Origin of the sequence: Bacillus sp. FSL K6-0073, assembly GCF_038006085.1 — a bacterium.
Classification (GTDB): Bacteria; Bacillota; Bacilli; order Bacillales; family Bacillaceae_G; genus Bacillus_A; species Bacillus_A cereus.
The window spans coordinates 3,373,349-3,391,725 of the sequence record NZ_JBBOUN010000001.1 but is presented as its reverse complement, the minus strand read 5'-3'; the positions used below and the strand labels follow the sequence as shown (position 1 = coordinate 3,391,725).

The window sequence follows — 18,377 nt, the reverse complement described above, 5'->3', positions numbered from 1 at the left end:
ATAAAATGATAGTTAATGGGTATTTTTATACTTGTGGTTATTAGTGTTTTCTAAAGCAAGATGATGAGTTTTTATTATTCAAGTTAGCGAAGATAGTTTGATGTAGCGCTTTTTAGAAGAAGTTCTTTATATAAATCGTAATTTAAAATCCATAGGCACATTTCTGTATAGGTGGTAGTAGCAAAAGGAGAGGCAATATGAAAAGAACAATAATGAAATATAGTATAATGTTTAGTTTATTACTATTAACATCATGTGATATATCGAATGAAGAAATTGAACAAAAAGCACAAAGTTATACAAAATCGGAGTATGGTATGGTTGTTAAATTAAACGGAGTTGAAACTCTGGATAACGGAAAGGACTTCCTTGGTCCAAAGGGGCGGATAGTTACTGTGCAGCAAGTCGATGAACCACACTTGCAATTTCAACTGTACTTCGAGGGGCAAATCTCTCCAGAAGTAAATAATGATAACTATGAAAAGAAAAAGGAAGCAAATAATTTACAAGGAAGATTTAATACATATTATGGAGAGAAAAACACTATATTTACTTTTGATCAAATGCAGACTGGGGATAATGTTTCCGATAAGAATACTGAGGAACAAATAGCGAAGAAAAATTTGCAACAGTATTATACGGCAGTTTTTAAAAGTAATACTGTTTTAGATGTAAACAATTCTGTACATATGGAAACATTAGCGGGGGTTGCAAGAAGTATTCAGGAATTTAATAAAACGATTGAAAATAGTAAAAGTAATGTAGAAGATATAACGATTCAGTTGCCAAATATTAATAAGGATGTACTACAAAATATTCCTGTAGATTATATAGTAACGGCTGAAGATGCGAAAAAGACCCTTGAGAAAAAGGTTGATTATATGAACATTTTACAGTCTGCAAGGAAATAGTTTGACACCTTTACTTCTTACAAAACATATAGTATGATGATTTCAGTAAATTAGATTTCAATGACTATAATATAAATTAATGAGAGGTGCTTTTTGTGAGTGCGGTAGGTACTAAATAGGAAAAATTTAATGAAATAAATCGGATAAGACCAGGGGATTTTTATGTACATCATACCCCTAATTTTGTCATGCATTTATTTCAAAACCTATGAAGATACCTACAATACTTTATAAAGCGTGTAATAAGGGACTGCCATCTATTTTTTTATGGCTTATTTCCTCATATGTTATTACAAATGCCTTGTAAATGTAAAAGCTGCGGTATCCCCGCAGCTTTTTTGTATATGTTTTTATTGTATAATTATGGGATTTTATATATGACTCATTGGAATCTAATGAGTAGGTATCTTCATTTATGATAAAAATCAATCATAGTGAGGAGAAACAAAATGAATACGATGACTTTTGAAAAGCTACAATATAACGAATTAAAGGATATAGTGAAATCTTATTGTGTAAGTGGATTAGGTAAGGAATTATTAAACAAATTAGAGCCGAGTACGAGTATAAAAGTAGTGAGAAATCGGTTGAATGAAACGACAGAAGCACGAGCTATATTAGATGCAGAAGGGCATGTTCCTTTCTTCGGCATTTCTAATATTGCTAGTACAATTCAAAAATTAGAAAAAGGGATGATTTTAGATCCAGAAGAATTAGTCAGTGTTTCAGACTTTTTACGCGGATGTAGAAAGATTAAAAAGTTTATGTTAGATAAAGAATTTTTTGCACCAGTATTAGCTTCTTATGCAAATTCAATGACTGAATATAAAAGTATTGAAGAGGAAATTAACTTTTCAATTAAAGGAAATAGTATTGATGCAGCTGCAAGTAAAGAGTTAAAACGAATTCGAAATAATATCGATTCTGTAGATGGGAAAATAAAAGAACGTTTAACGAAGTTTTTAAATAGTAGTGCAAATAAGAAATTCATTCAGGAATTCTTTATTAGTAAAAAGGATGACCGTTATACGATTCCAATTAAATCTTCCTATAAAAACCAAGTTGCTGGAAGTATTATTGAAGCCTCGGCAAAAGGTTCTACTGTATTTATAGAACCGCATACGGTTACGAAATTGAATGCGGAACTAGCGGGTTTGAAAGCAGAAGAAGCGGTTGAAGAATATCAAATTTTAGCGACTTTATCAGGAATGGTGTTAGAAAACATTTATAGTATAAAGATTAACATGGAGCTAATTAGTCAGTATGATATGGTATTTGCAAAAGCGAAGTTTAGTAAATCGATCAATGGAATAGAACCGAAGTTAAATGATCATGGCTACGTTCATTTAGTGAATTGTAAGCATCCGCTTTTAACAGGGCAAGTTGTACCCTTAAATTTTGAAATTGGTCAAGAGTATCGTAGTTTAATTATTACAGGGCCGAATGCGGGCGGAAAGACAATTGTATTAAAAACGATTGGATTGTTAACATTAGCTACAATGTCAGGTCTTCATATTGCAGGAGATAAAGGTACAGAAATCGCTATTTTTGAAAATGTATTTGTAGATATTGGTGATAATCAAAGTATCGAAAATGCACTAAGTACATTTTCATCTCATATGAAAAATCTTTCTGAGATTATGAGGATGTCAAATAATAATACGTTACTTTTATTTGATGAAATAGGAAGCGGTACAGAACCGAATGAAGGTGCAGCACTTGCAATATCTATTTTAGAAGAGTTGTACCTTGCGGGATGTATTACCGTTGCGAGTACGCATTACGGAGAAATTAAACGATTCTCAGAAATGCACGATGACTTTATGAATGCAGCGATGCAGTTTAATAGTGAAACGCTAGAGCCGCTTTATAAATTAGTTATCGGAAAATCAGGAGAAAGTAATGCACTTTGGATTGCGAATAAAATGAGCGTAAAAGAACATGTGCTGAAAAGAGCGAAAGAGTACATGGGAAATAAAGAGTACGCTTTAGAAAAAGTGAATGAAAGTAAAATTAGAAAACCGAAATTTGTACAAGAAAAAAGAGAATTTCATTATGAGTACAAAATCGGCGATCGTGTGAATTTATTAGATTATGATGATTTTGGTATCATCTATAAGGAAAAAGATAATTTTTATAACGTTGTTGTATATTATAACGGTGAATTCGTTGAAGTAAATGTAAAACGTATTACTTTAGAGGTAGCAGCGAAAGAATTATACCCAGAAGGATACGATTTAAATACACTATTTGTTGATTATAAAGAAAGAAAAATGCAACACGATATTGAGCGCGGATCGAAAAAAGCACTGCGTAAAATTCAAAAAGAAATAAGAAAGAATAGAGGATAAGTTAAAATGGTAACGATTAGACAAGAACAAAAAAATGATTATAGAAAAACAGAAGAAGTCGTAAAAGAAGTATTTTCACTTGAAGAATTTAGTGATAAAACAGAACATGAACTTGTAAAACGTATTAGAGAATGTGACGCGTTTGTTCCGGAGTTATCAATCGTTGCAGTAGATGAGGAAATAGTCGGTCACATTATGTTATCTAAAATTGCGATAGAACAAGATGGAACTTCTGTAGAATCGCTAGCACTTGCACCAGTGTCAGTTGCTAGGGGCCATCAGAAGAAAGGAATTGGCGGAAAACTGATCACGGCTGCTTTAGAAAAAGCGAAAGAACTTGGATACGGATCAGTTGTAGTATTAGGACATCCAGAGTACTACCCGAAATTTGGTTTTAAGAAAGCAAGTGAGTGGAATGTAAAAGCACCGTTTGAAGTGCCTGAAGAGGTATTTATGATAATGGAATTAACAGAAAATGCTCTTCGAGGTGTAGAAGGAATTGTACAATATTCGAGTGCTTTTGCTGAGTAGGAGTACCGGTTAAGAAATGTAATCATAAAAGATGCTATCTTTTTGTATGGATATACAGAAAGATAGCTTTTTTTATTAAGCGGATCTACTGACGTATATTTTGCTCAATGAATAATTGAGGTGTTAAAATTGATATAGAAACGTAAAGGGAGAGAATGAAATGAATAAGCGAGAAACAGATAGCAATGAGAATGTAGTGACGTTATATGTTACAAGACACGGTAAAACAATATTAAATACGAATCATCGCGCGCAAGGTTGGGCAGATTCTCCTTTAGTAGAAAAAGGTGTTGAAGTTGCCACAAATTTAGGAACAGGATTAAAAGATATTCATTTTATGAATGCATATAGTAGTGATAGCGGCCGCGCAATTGAAACTGCTAATTTAGTATTAAAATATAGTGAGCAATCAAAATTAAAACTTGAGCAAAGAAAAGATTTGCGAGAATTAAATTTCGGTATTTTTGAAGGTGAAAAACTTGAGAATATGTGGGATGTGGTTGGAAAAGCTGCAGGCGTTGCATCACCAGAAGAACTCTTGAAGCTTTCTATTCAAGAAGTGATTAATCTTATTAGAGTAGCAGATCCGACAAAACAGGCGGAAGATTGGGAATTGTTTTCTACTCGTATAAAAACAGAGATAGATAAAATTAGTGAAGAATCTGCTGCAAATGGTGGCGGTAACGTTTTAGTTGTCGTTCATGGGCTTTTGATTACTACCTTAATAGAAATGTTAGACAGTAGCAAAACAAAACTTGGAGTGGAAAATGCTAGCGTGACGAAGATTGTATATCAAGATGGAACATACACAGTTGAGTCTGTTGGAGATATGAGTTACGTTGCAAAAGGGAAAGAAAGTGTGGAAATATAAAAATAAGAAAAGGAAGGTAGAGAAATCTAGCTTCCTTTTTTATTGGAACGATTATGGGATCAATAAAATCTTCCCTGTGCTTTTTCGGCTCTCTAATAATTCATGAGCACGGGCACCATCTTGTAAAGAGAATGTAGTAGAACTTGCGATCTTTAATTTTTCGGTCGCAATCCATTCGAATAATTGAGAGGAGCGTTCTATTCTCTCTTCATAAGATGTAAGCACGTTCCAAAGGTCTCCGCCAGTTAAAGTTTTCGAAGTATCCATAAGCATACGTGGATCAACTGGCGCAGGATTACCGCCGGCCATTCCGTAAAATACGACAGTACCGCCAGTTTTAGTAGCATTAAAACTCTCCTCTAATGTAGAACCTACTGATTCATATACAACATTTACTCCATCACCATTTGTTATTTCAACTACTTTTGTATGCCATGCTTCCGTATATAAAAAAACGTGATCAGCACCAGCTAATGTAGCTATCTTTGCTTTTTCTTTTGATGACGTTAGGCCGATTACTTTTCCGCCTAGTAGTTTAATTATTTGAATAAGAAGTTGCCCAACACCACCAGCTGCAGCGTGTACTAAAGCTATATCACCTTGTTTTATTTCATAGATATCTTTCGTTAAATAATGTGCGGTTAGACCTTGCAATAAGACAGAAGCGGCTGTTTCAAAAGAGATAGAATCTAAAAGCTTAATTGCTTTCTCAGACGGAACAGCAACTAGCTCTGCATTTGCAAATGGGACATCAGCAAATGCAATACGATCTCCAGGATTAATATTCGTAACGTCAGTTCCTACTTTTTCAACAATGCCAGCCCCTTCATAACCTAATATAAAAGGCGGGGTACCAGCGAGATGATAATCACCGCGGCGTCTATAAATGTCGGCGAAATTTAAACCGATTGCTTTCGTGCGGACAATAATTTCATTTGGATTTATGATTGGATCATTTAGTTCTTTATATTGTAGTACATCCGGATTTCCGAACTGTTCGAAACAAAGTGCTTTCATATGGAATACCTCCATTTTTATTGTTTGTAGATGCTCTTTATCATACAATACAAATATCAATAGACAAAGAGGATTATTTCGATGAAATCAATCGGGAATATCGATTGAAAAGAGGGACGATAAATGGAGATAAAACAATTAATTACATTTAAAGTAGCGGCGGATACTTTGAATTTTACACAAACTGCGAAGAAATTAAACTTTGCTCAATCGAGTGTGACAGCGCAAATTAAAACGTTAGAAGCTGAGTTAGGTACGCCGTTATTTGAAAGATTAGGAAAACGCCTTTTCTTAACTGAAGCAGGTAGGAAGTTTCAACTATATGCCGACAAGATGATTGCGCTCAGCAACGAAGCAAAAATGGCTGTGAAAGATGATGAAGAAATAGCAGGTACGTTAATAATCGGTGCGCAAGAGAGTCAATGTACATATAGACTTCCTTCTATATTAAAGAAGTTTAAAGCACAATTTCCTCAAATAAAACTTATATTTAAACCGGCACATTCCAATAAAGATGCGAAGGAACAATTGATGGAGGGAAAAGTCGATCTTGCATTTATTTTGGACGAATGTAAAACAGAAGATACTTTACATGTGGAGCCGCTTATGAAAGAAGAATTAAAAATAGTAGCTGCTTCAGGGCATCATTTACTCGAGAAAGCTTCCATTTCTACAAAAGATTTAGAAAGTGAGACGTTGTTGCTAACAGAGCTAGGGTGCTCGTACCGGACTTTATTTGAAGAGCTACTTCGTACAGAAGATGTGTATCCAGCAAATAAAATTGAGTTCGTTAGTGTCGAAGCAATTAAACAATGTGTTATTGCAGATTTAGGAATAGCTGTGTTACCAGCAATAGTAGTAGAAAAAGATATACGAGAAGGGATGATAAAAGAGTTACATTTAGAAAATGAAATCTCACCGATTTATACACAAATTGCTTGGCATAAAGATAAATGGATGACAGCGCCACTGCAGCAATTTATTGATGTAACGAGGGAGTTTTTTACAACAGATTAAGTGGAGAAATATTTATTTTATATAAAAGAAAAAATGGCAATTTTGTATAAAGAACCGATGCTTGCATGTAACAAGTATCGGTTCTTTTATGTTTTAAATAAAGGATGCTATAAAATGTGTATTTCTCAACTTTTTTTCTTAGACGGTTACGTAAGTTTCTTCGTATATTCCAATAATCATAAGGAAATTTACAACGTTTAGTCGTTTCCGTAAGATGCCTCTAGGAAGCATGAAAGGAGGGGCGTACATAGGGGATAGATTGTCTTTATTATACGTACTTATTTTGAGGGAGGAAATTGAAAATGTTTAAAAAGTTAATGAAAGTATGTGTATTAAGTGTAGCGAGTGTAGGGCTATTATTTAGTTTCCAAGGAAGTACATTTGCTGCTACTGATTTAAGTAGTTACTATGACGGGAAAAATCCAGCAACAACGAAAGTATACGGAGGTAGTACAACGTGTGATGCAGATGGATTTAATGCAAAGTCTACAGCTGTGTATGAAGGGAGTAAAAAAGTAGGGACAGTGTATTTACGTTACAGCAATAAATGTCATGCAGCTTGGGCTAAGTTTGTTTTAGATCAACCAGCACCAGCTGTGTCTGGAGGAGTGTATGCGTACGCTGTTGTGAATAAATACAAAAATGGTGTATTTCAAAAATCAGTCACTTCTAATCAGGGAAACGGTACAATAAAAACAGGTCAAACGAGCACGTATACAGGAATGGTATTTGATTTAACTGCTGATTTCGGATACACAGCAGATGCTGAGGCGGTTACGTTTAATAACGGTTATGGAAAAACAGGACGCTATTAAAAAGGAGTGGAATACTTTGAAACTTTTAAAAAAGCTAAGCGCATGTTTTTGTCTATCATTGCTCGTTTTAACTAGTGTGTTTAGTACGACTGGTAATGATAAAGCATATGCAGAAGATCATTCGTATGATGGAAAAAGTCCGTATTACAATAGCTGTGACCAATCAGCAGTAACGAAAGAAAAGAAATGGATTGATTCCAATTCTTATGTGGAATTAAAATTTAGCACGACGTGTAAGACAGCGTGGGCAAAAGTTACTGTAACCCGCCCAGCAGTATATAATAATGAAGCTGATGCAAGAATTGTAAGAAAAACAGATGGAAAGGCATACACTTGCGGCAGTGCTGGAGGAAATGGTGTTGTAAATAAAGGGCAAACATCATGCTATACGCCAATGGTATATGATTTAGATCCAAGAAAGGCACAGGCGCAGGGGAAACATGCCATTCCGAATAGTGATGCATATAATTATGCGGAGACTATTTGGTATTGATGAGGAAATGGAGAATGTAAGATAGAATATTTTAAGAGCATGTTTTGAGTGGTTTTCAAAGCATGCTCGAATTGTATTCATTCTAATTTTTTTAGTAATCATGGACCATTGAATTAACTAAGGTCTGTATCAGGAGGAGTATATCCAAGATGCCTAGCCATTGATACAATTTGTCCTTTATGATGAAATTCATGTGTTTCTGTATGAGTTAAAAGCCATAGTGGTGTTGTACTCCAAGGTTCTTTTTGCCACTTTACTTCATTTGCTATATTTTCGAGCCAACGGTCATTGTATTCATCTAAAAAACGTTGTACAGTCTCATCTACTAACTTAAATCTAGCACGGACTTTTTCCACATCTGCATGCTCAATTTTATAATCACTAGCGAATGAAAAATCTGCTCGTTTTTGTTTGAATGCGAATGATCCAAGCCAGTATCGATAGCAATCGGCTACATGAATATGTGTCTTTATAATGCCACCGCTCCCGAAATTCGGAACAGTGCTATGTAATTTTTCTAGTGGGATTTCTTCCAAAAATGAAAATAGAGTTTCTCTTGTAGAGCTAATAAGATTATATTGTTGTTTTAAAATATGTAACATGTAAGTACACTCCTCTTTTATTTACATAGTAAGTAATTCTATATTTACGAGGAGGGAACCTTTTTATTATTTTTAATAAGCATATTAGATGTATTTCTTGTTTATTTCTGATAGATTAAACAAGGTAAAACTTTAATGAATTGAACATTCTTAGTTCATAATAAATTGTACATCAAGAAGGGGAACGATAACATGAATAGACTAGTGGGTTTAAAACAATTTGAAATAACGCGCGGGGCATTACTTAAATTTATGGAGACGCTAGATGATAAAATTGCAGATACGCAGCCAGAGGGTTTTAACAATACAATTCGTTGGCATATTGGTCACGTGTTAACAGCAGCAGAAGTTTTCATGTTTGGAAAAGAATTCAAACAATTACCAACTGAATATCCAGGTATGTTTGGATATGGATCAAGACCATCTAAATGGAAAACAGAAGGACCATCATTAGAAGTGTTAACGACTCAATTAAAAGAACAAGCAAAGCGTATTAACGAAATGCCAGCAGAAGCATTTGAAAATAAACTACCAGAGCCGTTTTTAGGATTGGAAACTGTTGGTGAGCTTTACGGTATGATGCTTTATCATGAAGCTGATCATATTGGGCAAATGAAGGCGATGGAACGTATTATTAAAGCTCTTTAGTCTTAATTGCATATAACAAGCAATACAGTTGTAATGTTAAATAATATATACAAAAAAGGTAGATAAATTATTATCTACCTTTTTTGTATAACTTCTTGAAGGATTAGAGAATTTTATAATTTGTTAGGTTGTGATTATTAATTGTAGTATTCCTAAATATGGAATATAAGTATAATGATAGAGAAGAACTAGAAATAGGGGTGAATACTATGATTGCATTAGAGCAAAAGTTAGAGCAATATAAACATACATATGTACAGTTAAAGGGAGAACTAAAATGGAAAACGAGTGATTCTCGAACAGGAATGATGATTGCTGCTATGTATGCAGGTAGTGATAAATTGTTTAATCTCGAACGTTTTTTAGAAATTAGTAGTTATATTAAGAATGAGGTAGGGATGTTTTCATACTTAAAGTCTTATCATCGTTTTGTAGTGGCCGCAACATTAGATATTCACTTTACAGATTACAAGAAAGCTTTTCGGACGTTTTTAGATTTATATGAACAATTGGTCACTAGTGGCTTTAGCCGGAGTATATTTACTTATCTCGCAGCAGCTGTGCTTTTAACAGAAGAAAATGAAAAGCATGGCGCGCACATTCAGCGTTCGATGCAAGTATATAAACGCATGAAAAAGGATCACCTCTTTCTTACAAGTACAAATGATTATCCGCTCGTGGTTTTATTAGCAGGACAATCAGAGAATGTAGAAACACTTATGGATCGTGTAGAACGTCTGTATCAGAAACTAGCGAAAGCTGGTTTGCGTAAAGGGAATGATTTTCAGTTTTTAAGTCATATTCTTTCACTAAAGAAGGATGTCCGTGAAGAAATGTTAGTTGCAACATGTACAAACATATGGAATTTGTTAAAACAAGAAAAGGTAAAAGTGAAACAGATGCATTATCCAGCAATCGGGCTACTAGTGTTACTTGAAGATGGAGAAAAAGAGATTTATGCTATTAAAGCGTTGATTGAAAAACTGCAGGGGGAGAAATTATTCCGTTGGCATACAGATACGAATATTCTTATTGCTATTCAACTGTTCGTAAGTCAGAAAGGTGAGGAAAGTAAAGCTACCAACACAGGTTTACAAACTATGATAGAAGTCCTCATACAAGCACAACAAGCAGCTATGATGGCAACGATTGCCGCTTCATCTGCAGCAACATCTTCTGCTAGTAGTAGCTCATAATATGTAACTACTTTAATAAGGAAGGTAAAAAAGCCCATCACTTTCTAATGAGTGATGGGCTAACTATTTTTACATAATCAGCATTATTTTTTCGACTCTTTCAAATGTTTGAGTTGTGTAACAATCATAATGCTAATAACAACGAGTAAAAACCATGAACTAATTTTGCTTAAGTGAACGAGATTCCACGCTTCCCGTTGATTTGGATATTGCCATGCTCCGAAAAATGTTGCGATGTTCTCTGCAATCCAAATGAAGAATCCGATAAGGAAAAAGGAGAGAACGAGTGGCATTGTATATGTAACGCCTTGTAATGAAAATTGTACAAATGTGCGAGAGAAAACAATGAATAGTAGTAAAGTTAATATCCATCTAAAATCGTATGTAAAGTGGTGTGTGAAAAAATTGAAGTAAATCATAGCTCCTAACGGCACGGCAAAAATAGCTTTCGGCCAATGATGCATTTTTAAATGCAACCTTCTCCACGCTTGGCATATGTAACTTGCGACACTTGCGTACATAAAGCCGCTGTAAAGTGGAACTCCAAAAATCTTTGAATACGCCTCTTCAGGATAACTCCATGAACCGAAATGAACTTTATATATTTCTAGTAAAAGGCCGATGAGGTGAAAGACAGTAATTACTTTTAATTCGTCTTTCGTCTCAAGTCCAGTCTTGTACATAATCCACTGCATAAGAAGACATGCAATGAGTATGAAATCATAGCGGTATAACCCTGGGATTGAAACAATTTTTGAAAGGGCTAGTGTTAAGAAAATAATGACTGGGAATAAGCAAGATAATGCTTGTTCGTAAGTGAAATGTAGTAGTTGTTTTATATATAACATTGTGTCACCTTCGATGTTTTTATTGGGAAAATCAAAATAATCAATAAGTATACTACAATTTAAAAAATAATCCAGTAGTCTATTTTGCATGTATTTGTAAGTTTTAGAAGGGAATTGTAATGAGTATTTTAATATTGTAGAAAAGTGAAAAAATAGTTTGCTATTTAAAAAAAGTGGGGATATAATATCTAAATGAAAATGATAATTATTATCAATAATAATTATAAATAAAAAATAATTACAAAAAACAACTGAATATAAAGGATGAAATGAAACATGTTACATAAGTCTACTGTACATGCTGGTAATAACCGCTGGATACATATTAAGTTCATATGTTTCATGAGCTTAACAATTTTATGTTTAATTGGATCTATATTTTTAGCCATTTCATTTGGTGCAAAGGATATTCATTTACAAACGGTGTGGACTGCGGTTTTGGATTACAATCCGAAATTAACGCAGCACCAAATTATTTATGAATTAAGGCTCCCGAGAGTAATTGGAGCAGCAGTTGTAGGGGCAGCTTTTGCGGTCGCTGGAGCGGTTATGCAAGGAGTAACACGAAATCCTTTAGCTGATGCAGGTGTACTTGGCATAAATGCAGGAGCGATGTTTGTAGTAGCACTTAGTTTTGCTTTTTTTCCGCATATGCCGTATTCCTATTTAATGATTGTTTCCTTTATTGGAGCAGTCTTAAGTACAGTACTTATTTTTGTTATTGGATCAGCAACATCAGGCGGGTTAACACCAATGAGGTTAACGATTGCTGGAGCGGTTATGGCAGCGCTTTTACATTCATTAAGTTCAGGTGTTGCGATTTATTATGATTTAAGCCAAGATTTAGCGTTTTGGTATGCTGGTGGTGTTGCAGGGGTTAAGTGGGAACACTTGAAATTTTTAGTCCCTATTATTCTTATAACGATTATTTTTGCAATAGTGTTAGGGAGATCTATTTCACTCATATCAATGGGGGATGATGTTGCTACAAATTTAGGAGTGAAAACGAACCGAACGAGAATACTAGGGATGATTATAGTAGTTATTCTAGCAGGTGTTTCTGTTTCAGCTGTTGGTTCTATTGGATTTGTAGGACTAGTTATCCCGCACATTGCTAGAAAATTAGTTGGTGTGAATTATAGACTCATTATTCCTATGTCAGCATTATTAGGAGCTATGTTATTAGTTGTAGCTGACCTAGGAGCTAGAACAGTAAATCCTCCTAAGGAACTTGCGATAGGGATTATGGTAGCTCTTGTTGGAGTTCCGTTCTTCCTCTATATAGCACGTAAAGTTGGGAGGGCGTTATAAGTGAAAGATCTTTTTAACACGGATAAAAAGAGAGCTATTACTATAACTACAATATTCGGATGTATAAGTATCGCTGTAATTTTAATCAGTCTAAATACAGGGACACTGAGTATAGAGCCACTTAAAGTAATTCAAACACTTTTTGGTTATGGTGATTTTGAGAGCGCAACCGTGCTATATGATTATCGTATGCCAAGAATTATAATCACCATGTTAGCTGGTATTGGCCTTGGGATTTCCGGTGCGATTTTGCAAGGATTATCCCGTAATGCACTTGCAGACCCTGGTATTCTTGGACTGCATTCAGGTGCATCTTTCGGGCTAATTATATTTGTTACATTCTTTCATTCTATTAATGAAAGTGCATCCATTTTAATACCGTTATTTACATTTGGCGGAGGAGTATTAGCTGCATTTCTTATTATTTTACTTGCGAGTGATCGGTCAAATGGTTTACTTCCCATTAGACTTATTCTCGTTGGTATTGCAGTTTCAGCTGGTTTTAGTGCAATTTCGTTATTTTTCTCTCTCAAGTTAAATGATGAGACGTATACATTCGCTTCTAGATGGCTAGTTGGTAACGTGTGGGGAAGGGATTGGATTCATGTCCTTGCATTATTACCTTGGATTTTCATACTAACCCCTTATGCGTGGCTAAAATTTAAAACGTTAAATGCATTGTCACTAGGTGATAGTGTAGCGGCAGGACTTGGTGTTTCTGTTCAAAAAGAACGGTTATTACTTTTAGCTACAGCGGTTGGATTATCTTGCGCAAGTGTATCGATGGCAGGAGGGATTGGTTTTATCGGTTTAGTTGCTCCGCATATCGCAAGGAAGTTAGTAGGTACTACATATCAACACTTTCTTCCTTTAGCTGGCATTATCGGAATGATTATTTTAGTGCTAGCAGATACGATAGGTCGTTCTATATTTGAGCCAAACTCTATTCCAGCTGGTGTAGTAGTGGCGGCATTAGGAGCACCGTATTTTCTTTATTTACTTACAAAAACAAAATAAATACTTCAAAGAGGAGAACATATGAAAAAGAAACTTACTATTTTATTTAGCATGATGTGTATTTTAGTATTAGCAGCATGTGGTCAAACGAAAGCTAATGAAGAGGCAACGAAAAAAACGGAAAAAAGTAATGATCCAAAAATCGCCTCTATGTCCATTCATTTAACAAATAATTTACTTGCATTAGGAATTACACCAGTAGGTTCTGTTATTGGCGGAGATTTAAAAGATTTCTTACCGCACGCAAAAGAGCAGTTGAAAGATACGAAGAAACTTGGTGTTGTAACAGATCCGAATATGGAAGCGTTACTTCAATTGAAGCCAACTGACATTTATGTTGATGAAAAATACGCGGGCAAAGATTTAGCGAAATACGAAAAAATTGCAAAAACACATTCTTTCAATTTAGATGAAGGTACGTGGAGAGATCATTTAAAACAAGTTGGTAAACTTGTAAACCGTGAGAAAGAAGCAGATAAATATATTCAAGATTACGAAGAGCAATCAAAACGAGTAAAAGGTTTAATAGATAAAGAGCTAGGTAATAACGAAAAAGTAATGGCAATTCGCGTTACTGCAAAAGAATTGCGTGTATTTAGTACGAAAAGACCGATGGGACCAATTTTATTCCAAGACTTAGGGTTACAGCCTGCAAATGGTGTAGAGAAAATTGATGGAAACCGCCCTTTCGAAGTCATTTCACAAGAAGTATTACCTGACTTTGATGCAGATGCGATTTTCGTTGTTGTAAATAGAGATGATAAAGCAAAAGCAGCATTTAAACAACTTCAAGAAACGCCAATTTGGAAAGACTTAAAAGCAGTTAAAGGCAAGCACGTATACATTATCAATGATCAACCATGGCTGGACTATTCTGCTTTAGGAAACAAAATGGCAATGGATGAAGCGGAGAAAATGTTTACGAAATAATATAGTTTTGCTATTAGGAAAGGCCCTCTAAATTTGGAGGGCCTTTCTATTATTGTTAGAATAAATAAAAAATTATACAATGAAGTTAATTCAATATGGAGGAGATGTGCCAATGTCAGCGCTTATTGTAAGTATCCCATTTATGAAACAGTTTATGGAATAAGGGGATAAATAGTCTAAAATAAGTATCCCCGTTATTTAAAAGGGGGAGTTTGAAATGACAATGAATCTTTTTCGAAATAAAACGATTAAATTATCAGCTATGAGAGAAACAGATGCTGAAGTAATGGCTATGTGGCAAGAAGATAGTGAGTATTTAAGACATGTTGATACAGATGTAGCATTCCCGCAATCTTTAAATGAAATAGCAAGTGATGAGTTATTAAAAGGACGGAGATCGAATAGTGTTTCTTTCATGGTAAGGACAGTTCAAGAAGATCGCTTAATTGGTTTTGTGGCGATTCATGGTATAGAGTGGAACAACAGAACAGGTTTATTAGCCATTGGTATAGGAGATGCGAATGATAGAGGAAAAGGATATGGGAAAGAAGCAATACATCTTATTCTAAAGTATGCTTTCTATGAATTGAATTTACACCGCATCGGTCTCGATGTTATTTCGTATAATAAACCTGCCATTGCATTGTATAAAAAGATGGGTTTTCAAATGGAAGGCTGTATGAGAGAAGCGGTTCAAAGAGATGGGAAGTGTTTTGACCGTATGATTATGGGGATATTGCGGGATGAATGGATAGAGCTGCAAGGTTAGAAAGTACATTCGAAATTATATATGTAGTATGCAGGAGATATAATGGTAATTGGCGAAAATTTACAGTGTGTTGATTGAATTTATAAGGAGTCATGCAAAATGAATTTAGAAAAGGCAAAACCAGTAAATGAAGAGGTCGCCGAATTAAAAGAACTTATTAAAGAGTTACACGGAAGTGTGCACCAACTTCAAAGTGAAGTGCAGCAACTAAGGCACGAAAGACCAGTTGTTGAAGTGAGAAAAGGTGTTCAATTATCACCAACAATTGTCGGACAAATTGGGGGTATGATTTTAGGTGGTTTAGCAATTATCGGTATATTTTGGTGATGAAAAAAGGTTTGCAGCACGGATGCTGCAAACCTTTTGTATTTGACGATATAATTTCATGCAATACAACTTTTACATTAAATAACGTAAATATATATAAGCATGTGATAACAAGAGTGCAACAATAGTTAATGGTAAACCAATTTTTAAGAAGTCCATATAAGAGAAGCCATGTCCTTCACGTTTTGCAATACCAGCAACGACTACGTTTGCAGATGCACCGATTAGTGTTCCATTTCCTCCTAAGCAAGCTCCAAGAGATAACGCCCACCATAGTACTTCGATTTGCGGAGAATCGACAGATAGTCCGAGTCCTGTAGCTAAGTCTTGAATAAGAGGAATCATCGTTGCGACAAATGGGATGTTGTCGATTGTCGCAGATGCGATGCCAGATACCCATAAAATAAGTATAGCTGCGAATCCGATGTCACCGTTTGTTACGTCGATTACTTCTCTTGCAAGTGAAGAGATAAGTCCGATATCAATTAACCCGCCAACGAGAACAAATAATCCGGCGAAGAAGAAAATGGTTACCCATTCAACGTGGGCAAATACATCTTCAATATCATGTTCTTTCACGCCGATTAACATAAGAAGTGTAGCGCCTGTCATCGCGATAACAGCAGCGTCTACATGAATAATCGAATGAAGTACGAAGCCTAAAATAGTTAGTCCTAAAATCGAAATAGATTTTAAAAGGAGGCTTTGATCTTTAATGTAATCTTTTTCGTTTAATGCCATTAGTTTTTCGATTTGTTCAGGTGTTGTTTTTAGTTTATTACGATACATGAAGTAAATAATGCCAAGTGTCACGATAGAAATAATAATTACGATTGGAGCTAAGTTAAGTAAAAAGGCGTTAAAGTCTAAATGCTTGTTTGCTGATCCAATCATAATATTAGGTGGATCACCGATTAATGTTGCTGTTCCGCCTATATTTGAAAACAGCACTTCTGAAATCAAATAAGGCACAGGATTTACTTTTAAAATACGTGTAATGGATAGCGTAACAGGAACGATTAATAAAACAGTCGTTACATTGTCCAAAAATGCTGATCCGACAGCAGTTAATAGGGATAGTAATAATAAAATGCGAATCGGTTTTCCGCCAGCTGCTTTTGCCGCTTTAATGGCCACAAATTCAAAGACGCCTGATTGACTCGTAATATGTACGAGAATCATCATCCCAATTAAAAGGGTAATCGTTTCCCATTGAATATGTGATGTGAAAGCAGTATGTAAATCTACAACTCCAAAAATAATCATAATAGCAGCACCGAATAGTGCGATTACAGCACGATTCAATTTCTCAGAAATAATAAATCCATACGTGATTAAAAATACGGCAATTGCAAAATAATATTGCCAATTTGCTACTTCATGTGCTGACTGTTCCAATCATGTCACCTTCTTTAAATTATGTATTCAATTGTCGAAATGTATCTCGCTGCAATAATACGGGATAAAATATATTGTAGCAAATTCAAAAAAGAAAGAAAACTATTTAACAAAGTGAAGGAAAAAATGTATTTTTTACATATCATATAAAAAATATAAAAAACACAGTGCAAATTATTAGGAAAAGTGAGCGTTGTCCTCTAATATAGAGATAGCAATTTACATTATTTTTGCGTAAAATGGTTTAAAGAGGTGAATTCCGATGGAAATAGTAAAAGATAGTTCTCTTATTCAAAATGAAATTGAACGTTTTGTAAATAAAGATGTATATATTCATTTAGAAACGACAAACGGAGCGTATGCATCACACATAAATGAAAAGATGATGACAGTTGGTGCTTTCATTCGAAATGCGATTATCCGTTTTGAACGCGGGAAGATAACTGGAACAAATCCATACCGAGTTGGTCTGAAAATGGATCACGGTTGGGTATATGCTGAAGGTATTACGCACTGGGAAGTAGACGATCAAGAGCGTTTATTACTAGCTGGACATGATAATTTAGGTCGCTTAGCAGTTGCACTTGAGTTAAGCTTAACACCATTTAAGTAAGAAGGAGGGAAACTTATGGAGAGACATGTACTTGTTGTATTTCCGCATCCAGATGATGAAGCATATGCTGCGGGAGGAACAATTCGCTTATTAACAGATCAAGGAGTACCTGTAACATATGCATGTGGTACTCTAGGACAAATGGGACGTAACATGGGTAAGAACGTATTCGCTAACCGTGAAACGATTCCACATATCCGTAAGAAAGAATTGAAAGATGCTTGTAAAGCGATGGGTATTAAAGATTTAAGAATGCTTGGCTTCCATGATAAAACGTTAGAATTTGAAGATGTTGATTTCGTTGCTGACAAAATTGAAGCAATCATTCAAGAAGTAAATCCATCTCGAATTATTACATTTTATCCAGAACACGGTGTACATCCAGATCATAATGCATTTGGCCGCGCTGTCGTTCGCGCTGTATCACGTATGCCAAAAGAAGAGCGCCCAGTTATCCATGCTGTTGCGATTACGAAAAATCGTGAGGCAGTATTAGGAGAACCGGATGTTGTAAATAACATTAGTGAAGTATTTGATCATAAATTAACTGCATTAGGTGCGCACCGTTCACAAACAGAAGCAATGCTTGAAGACACGCATGCAAAAATAAAAAACAAAGATGCAGCAACATTAAAATGGCTGCAACTTGAACAGTTTTGGACTTATAAATGGGAGTAGGCTAGAAGGATACCTTCTAGTTACTCTTACATAG

Annotated in this window: 20 protein-coding genes; 16 read left to right on the top strand and 4 right to left on the bottom strand. The window is 35.0% G+C overall.

What is annotated here, in order from left to right; all coding sequences use genetic code 11:
* The first annotated feature begins 197 nt into the window (after positions 1 to 197).
* The 4 genes from MHB52_RS17670 to MHB52_RS17655 all read left to right on the top strand — a co-directional run bounded on the left by MHB52_RS17670 (position 198) and on the right by MHB52_RS17655 (position 4,664).
* A complete protein-coding gene (locus MHB52_RS17670) occupies positions 198 to 911 on the top strand; it encodes a hypothetical protein (RefSeq protein WP_000831441.1) in 714 nt (237 codons plus the stop codon).
* A 449-nt stretch (positions 912 to 1,360) separates the two neighbouring features.
* The gene (locus MHB52_RS17665; RefSeq protein ID WP_001095189.1) at positions 1,361 to 3,262 is read left to right on the top strand and encodes an endonuclease MutS2; all 1,902 of its coding nucleotides are present in this window, start codon (positions 1,361 to 1,363) and stop codon (positions 3,260 to 3,262) included.
* Positions 3,263 to 3,268: 6 nt separating this feature from the next.
* Entirely contained in the window at positions 3,269 to 3,793 is a 525-nt protein-coding gene (locus MHB52_RS17660; RefSeq protein ID WP_000256478.1) for a GNAT family N-acetyltransferase, read from the top strand.
* A 160-nt stretch (positions 3,794 to 3,953) separates the two neighbouring features.
* A complete protein-coding gene (locus MHB52_RS17655) occupies positions 3,954 to 4,664 on the top strand; it encodes a histidine phosphatase family protein (RefSeq protein ID WP_001042050.1) in 711 nt (236 codons plus the stop codon).
* 51 nt (positions 4,665 to 4,715) lie between these two features.
* Here the strand turns inward: MHB52_RS17655 and MHB52_RS17650 are convergent, their stop codons facing one another.
* Complete coding sequence (locus tag MHB52_RS17650) at positions 4,716 to 5,681, bottom strand: quinone oxidoreductase family protein (protein ID WP_061663926.1); 966 nt, start codon at positions 5,679 to 5,681, stop codon at positions 4,716 to 4,718.
* A gap of 123 nt (positions 5,682 to 5,804) precedes the next feature.
* Here MHB52_RS17650 and MHB52_RS17645 point away from each other — a divergent pair, with 123 nt between their 5' ends.
* The 3 genes from MHB52_RS17645 (at position 5,805) to MHB52_RS17635 (ending at position 8,006) form a co-directional block, all read left to right on the top strand.
* A complete protein-coding gene (locus MHB52_RS17645) occupies positions 5,805 to 6,698 on the top strand; it encodes a LysR family transcriptional regulator (RefSeq protein WP_000403877.1) in 894 nt (297 codons plus the stop codon).
* 302 nt (positions 6,699 to 7,000) lie between these two features.
* Entirely contained in the window at positions 7,001 to 7,513 is a 513-nt protein-coding gene (locus tag MHB52_RS17640; protein WP_000473746.1) for a YjfA family protein, read from the top strand.
* A gap of 16 nt (positions 7,514 to 7,529) precedes the next feature.
* The gene (locus MHB52_RS17635) at positions 7,530 to 8,006 is read left to right on the top strand and encodes a DUF2690 domain-containing protein (RefSeq protein WP_000771044.1); all 477 of its coding nucleotides are present in this window, start codon (positions 7,530 to 7,532) and stop codon (positions 8,004 to 8,006) included.
* 113 nt (positions 8,007 to 8,119) lie between these two features.
* Here MHB52_RS17635 and MHB52_RS17630 read toward each other — a convergent pair whose 3' ends face one another.
* Entirely contained in the window at positions 8,120 to 8,608 is a 489-nt protein-coding gene (locus MHB52_RS17630; RefSeq protein WP_000902395.1) for a DinB family protein, read from the bottom strand.
* Between the two features lie 192 nt (positions 8,609 to 8,800).
* On the opposite strand from MHB52_RS17630, the gene MHB52_RS17625 reads away from it, so the two are divergent.
* Together MHB52_RS17625 and MHB52_RS17620 are read left to right on the top strand one after the other, a co-directional pair.
* The gene (locus MHB52_RS17625) at positions 8,801 to 9,256 is read left to right on the top strand and encodes a DinB family protein (protein WP_001081117.1); all 456 of its coding nucleotides are present in this window, start codon (positions 8,801 to 8,803) and stop codon (positions 9,254 to 9,256) included.
* Between the two features lie 158 nt (positions 9,257 to 9,414).
* On the top strand, positions 9,415 to 10,452 hold the full coding sequence (locus tag MHB52_RS17620) for a DUF4003 domain-containing protein (RefSeq protein WP_154698671.1): 1,038 nt from the start codon (positions 9,415 to 9,417) through the stop codon (positions 10,450 to 10,452).
* A gap of 83 nt (positions 10,453 to 10,535) precedes the next feature.
* On the opposite strand, the gene MHB52_RS17615 is transcribed toward MHB52_RS17620, so the two are convergent.
* Complete coding sequence (locus MHB52_RS17615) at positions 10,536 to 11,300, bottom strand: DUF817 domain-containing protein (protein ID WP_061663924.1); 765 nt, start codon at positions 11,298 to 11,300, stop codon at positions 10,536 to 10,538.
* A 276-nt stretch (positions 11,301 to 11,576) separates the two neighbouring features.
* Between MHB52_RS17615 and MHB52_RS17610 the strand changes: the two genes are divergently transcribed.
* The 5 genes from MHB52_RS17610 (at position 11,577) to MHB52_RS17590 (ending at position 15,654) form a co-directional block, all read left to right on the top strand.
* Positions 11,577 to 12,611, top strand: coding sequence for a FecCD family ABC transporter permease (locus MHB52_RS17610; RefSeq protein WP_000902726.1), 1,035 nt, complete (start codon positions 11,577 to 11,579; stop codon positions 12,609 to 12,611).
* Positions 12,612 to 13,628 (top strand): FecCD family ABC transporter permease, encoded by a 1,017-nt coding sequence (locus tag MHB52_RS17605; protein ID WP_061663923.1) that lies wholly within the window; start codon positions 12,612 to 12,614, stop codon positions 13,626 to 13,628. It begins immediately after the preceding gene.
* 21 nt (positions 13,629 to 13,649) lie between these two features.
* Positions 13,650 to 14,558: an iron-hydroxamate ABC transporter substrate-binding protein gene (locus MHB52_RS17600; RefSeq protein WP_061663922.1), complete on the top strand. Its 909-nt coding sequence runs from the start codon at positions 13,650 to 13,652 to the stop codon at positions 14,556 to 14,558.
* A 217-nt stretch (positions 14,559 to 14,775) separates the two neighbouring features.
* Positions 14,776 to 15,327: a GNAT family N-acetyltransferase gene (locus tag MHB52_RS17595; protein WP_016118380.1), complete on the top strand. Its 552-nt coding sequence runs from the start codon at positions 14,776 to 14,778 to the stop codon at positions 15,325 to 15,327.
* A gap of 99 nt (positions 15,328 to 15,426) precedes the next feature.
* Entirely contained in the window at positions 15,427 to 15,654 is a 228-nt protein-coding gene (locus tag MHB52_RS17590; RefSeq protein ID WP_001047304.1) for a hypothetical protein, read from the top strand.
* Between the two features lie 72 nt (positions 15,655 to 15,726).
* Here the strand turns inward: MHB52_RS17590 and MHB52_RS17585 are convergent, their stop codons facing one another.
* Positions 15,727 to 17,052: an ArsB/NhaD family transporter gene (locus tag MHB52_RS17585; RefSeq protein WP_000437992.1), complete on the bottom strand. Its 1,326-nt coding sequence runs from the start codon at positions 17,050 to 17,052 to the stop codon at positions 15,727 to 15,729.
* 262 nt (positions 17,053 to 17,314) lie between these two features.
* Here MHB52_RS17585 and MHB52_RS17580 point away from each other — a divergent pair, with 262 nt between their 5' ends.
* Both MHB52_RS17580 and bshB2 read left to right on the top strand, forming a co-directional pair.
* Positions 17,315 to 17,665 carry a YojF family protein gene (locus MHB52_RS17580; RefSeq protein ID WP_000407045.1) on the top strand — a complete coding sequence of 117 codons (351 nt, stop codon included), beginning with the start codon at positions 17,315 to 17,317 and terminating at the stop codon, positions 17,663 to 17,665.
* A gap of 15 nt (positions 17,666 to 17,680) precedes the next feature.
* Positions 17,681 to 18,343: a bacillithiol biosynthesis deacetylase BshB2 gene (bshB2, locus tag MHB52_RS17575; protein ID WP_000439486.1), complete on the top strand. Its 663-nt coding sequence runs from the start codon at positions 17,681 to 17,683 to the stop codon at positions 18,341 to 18,343.
* The last annotated feature ends 34 nt before the right edge of the window (positions 18,344 to 18,377 follow it).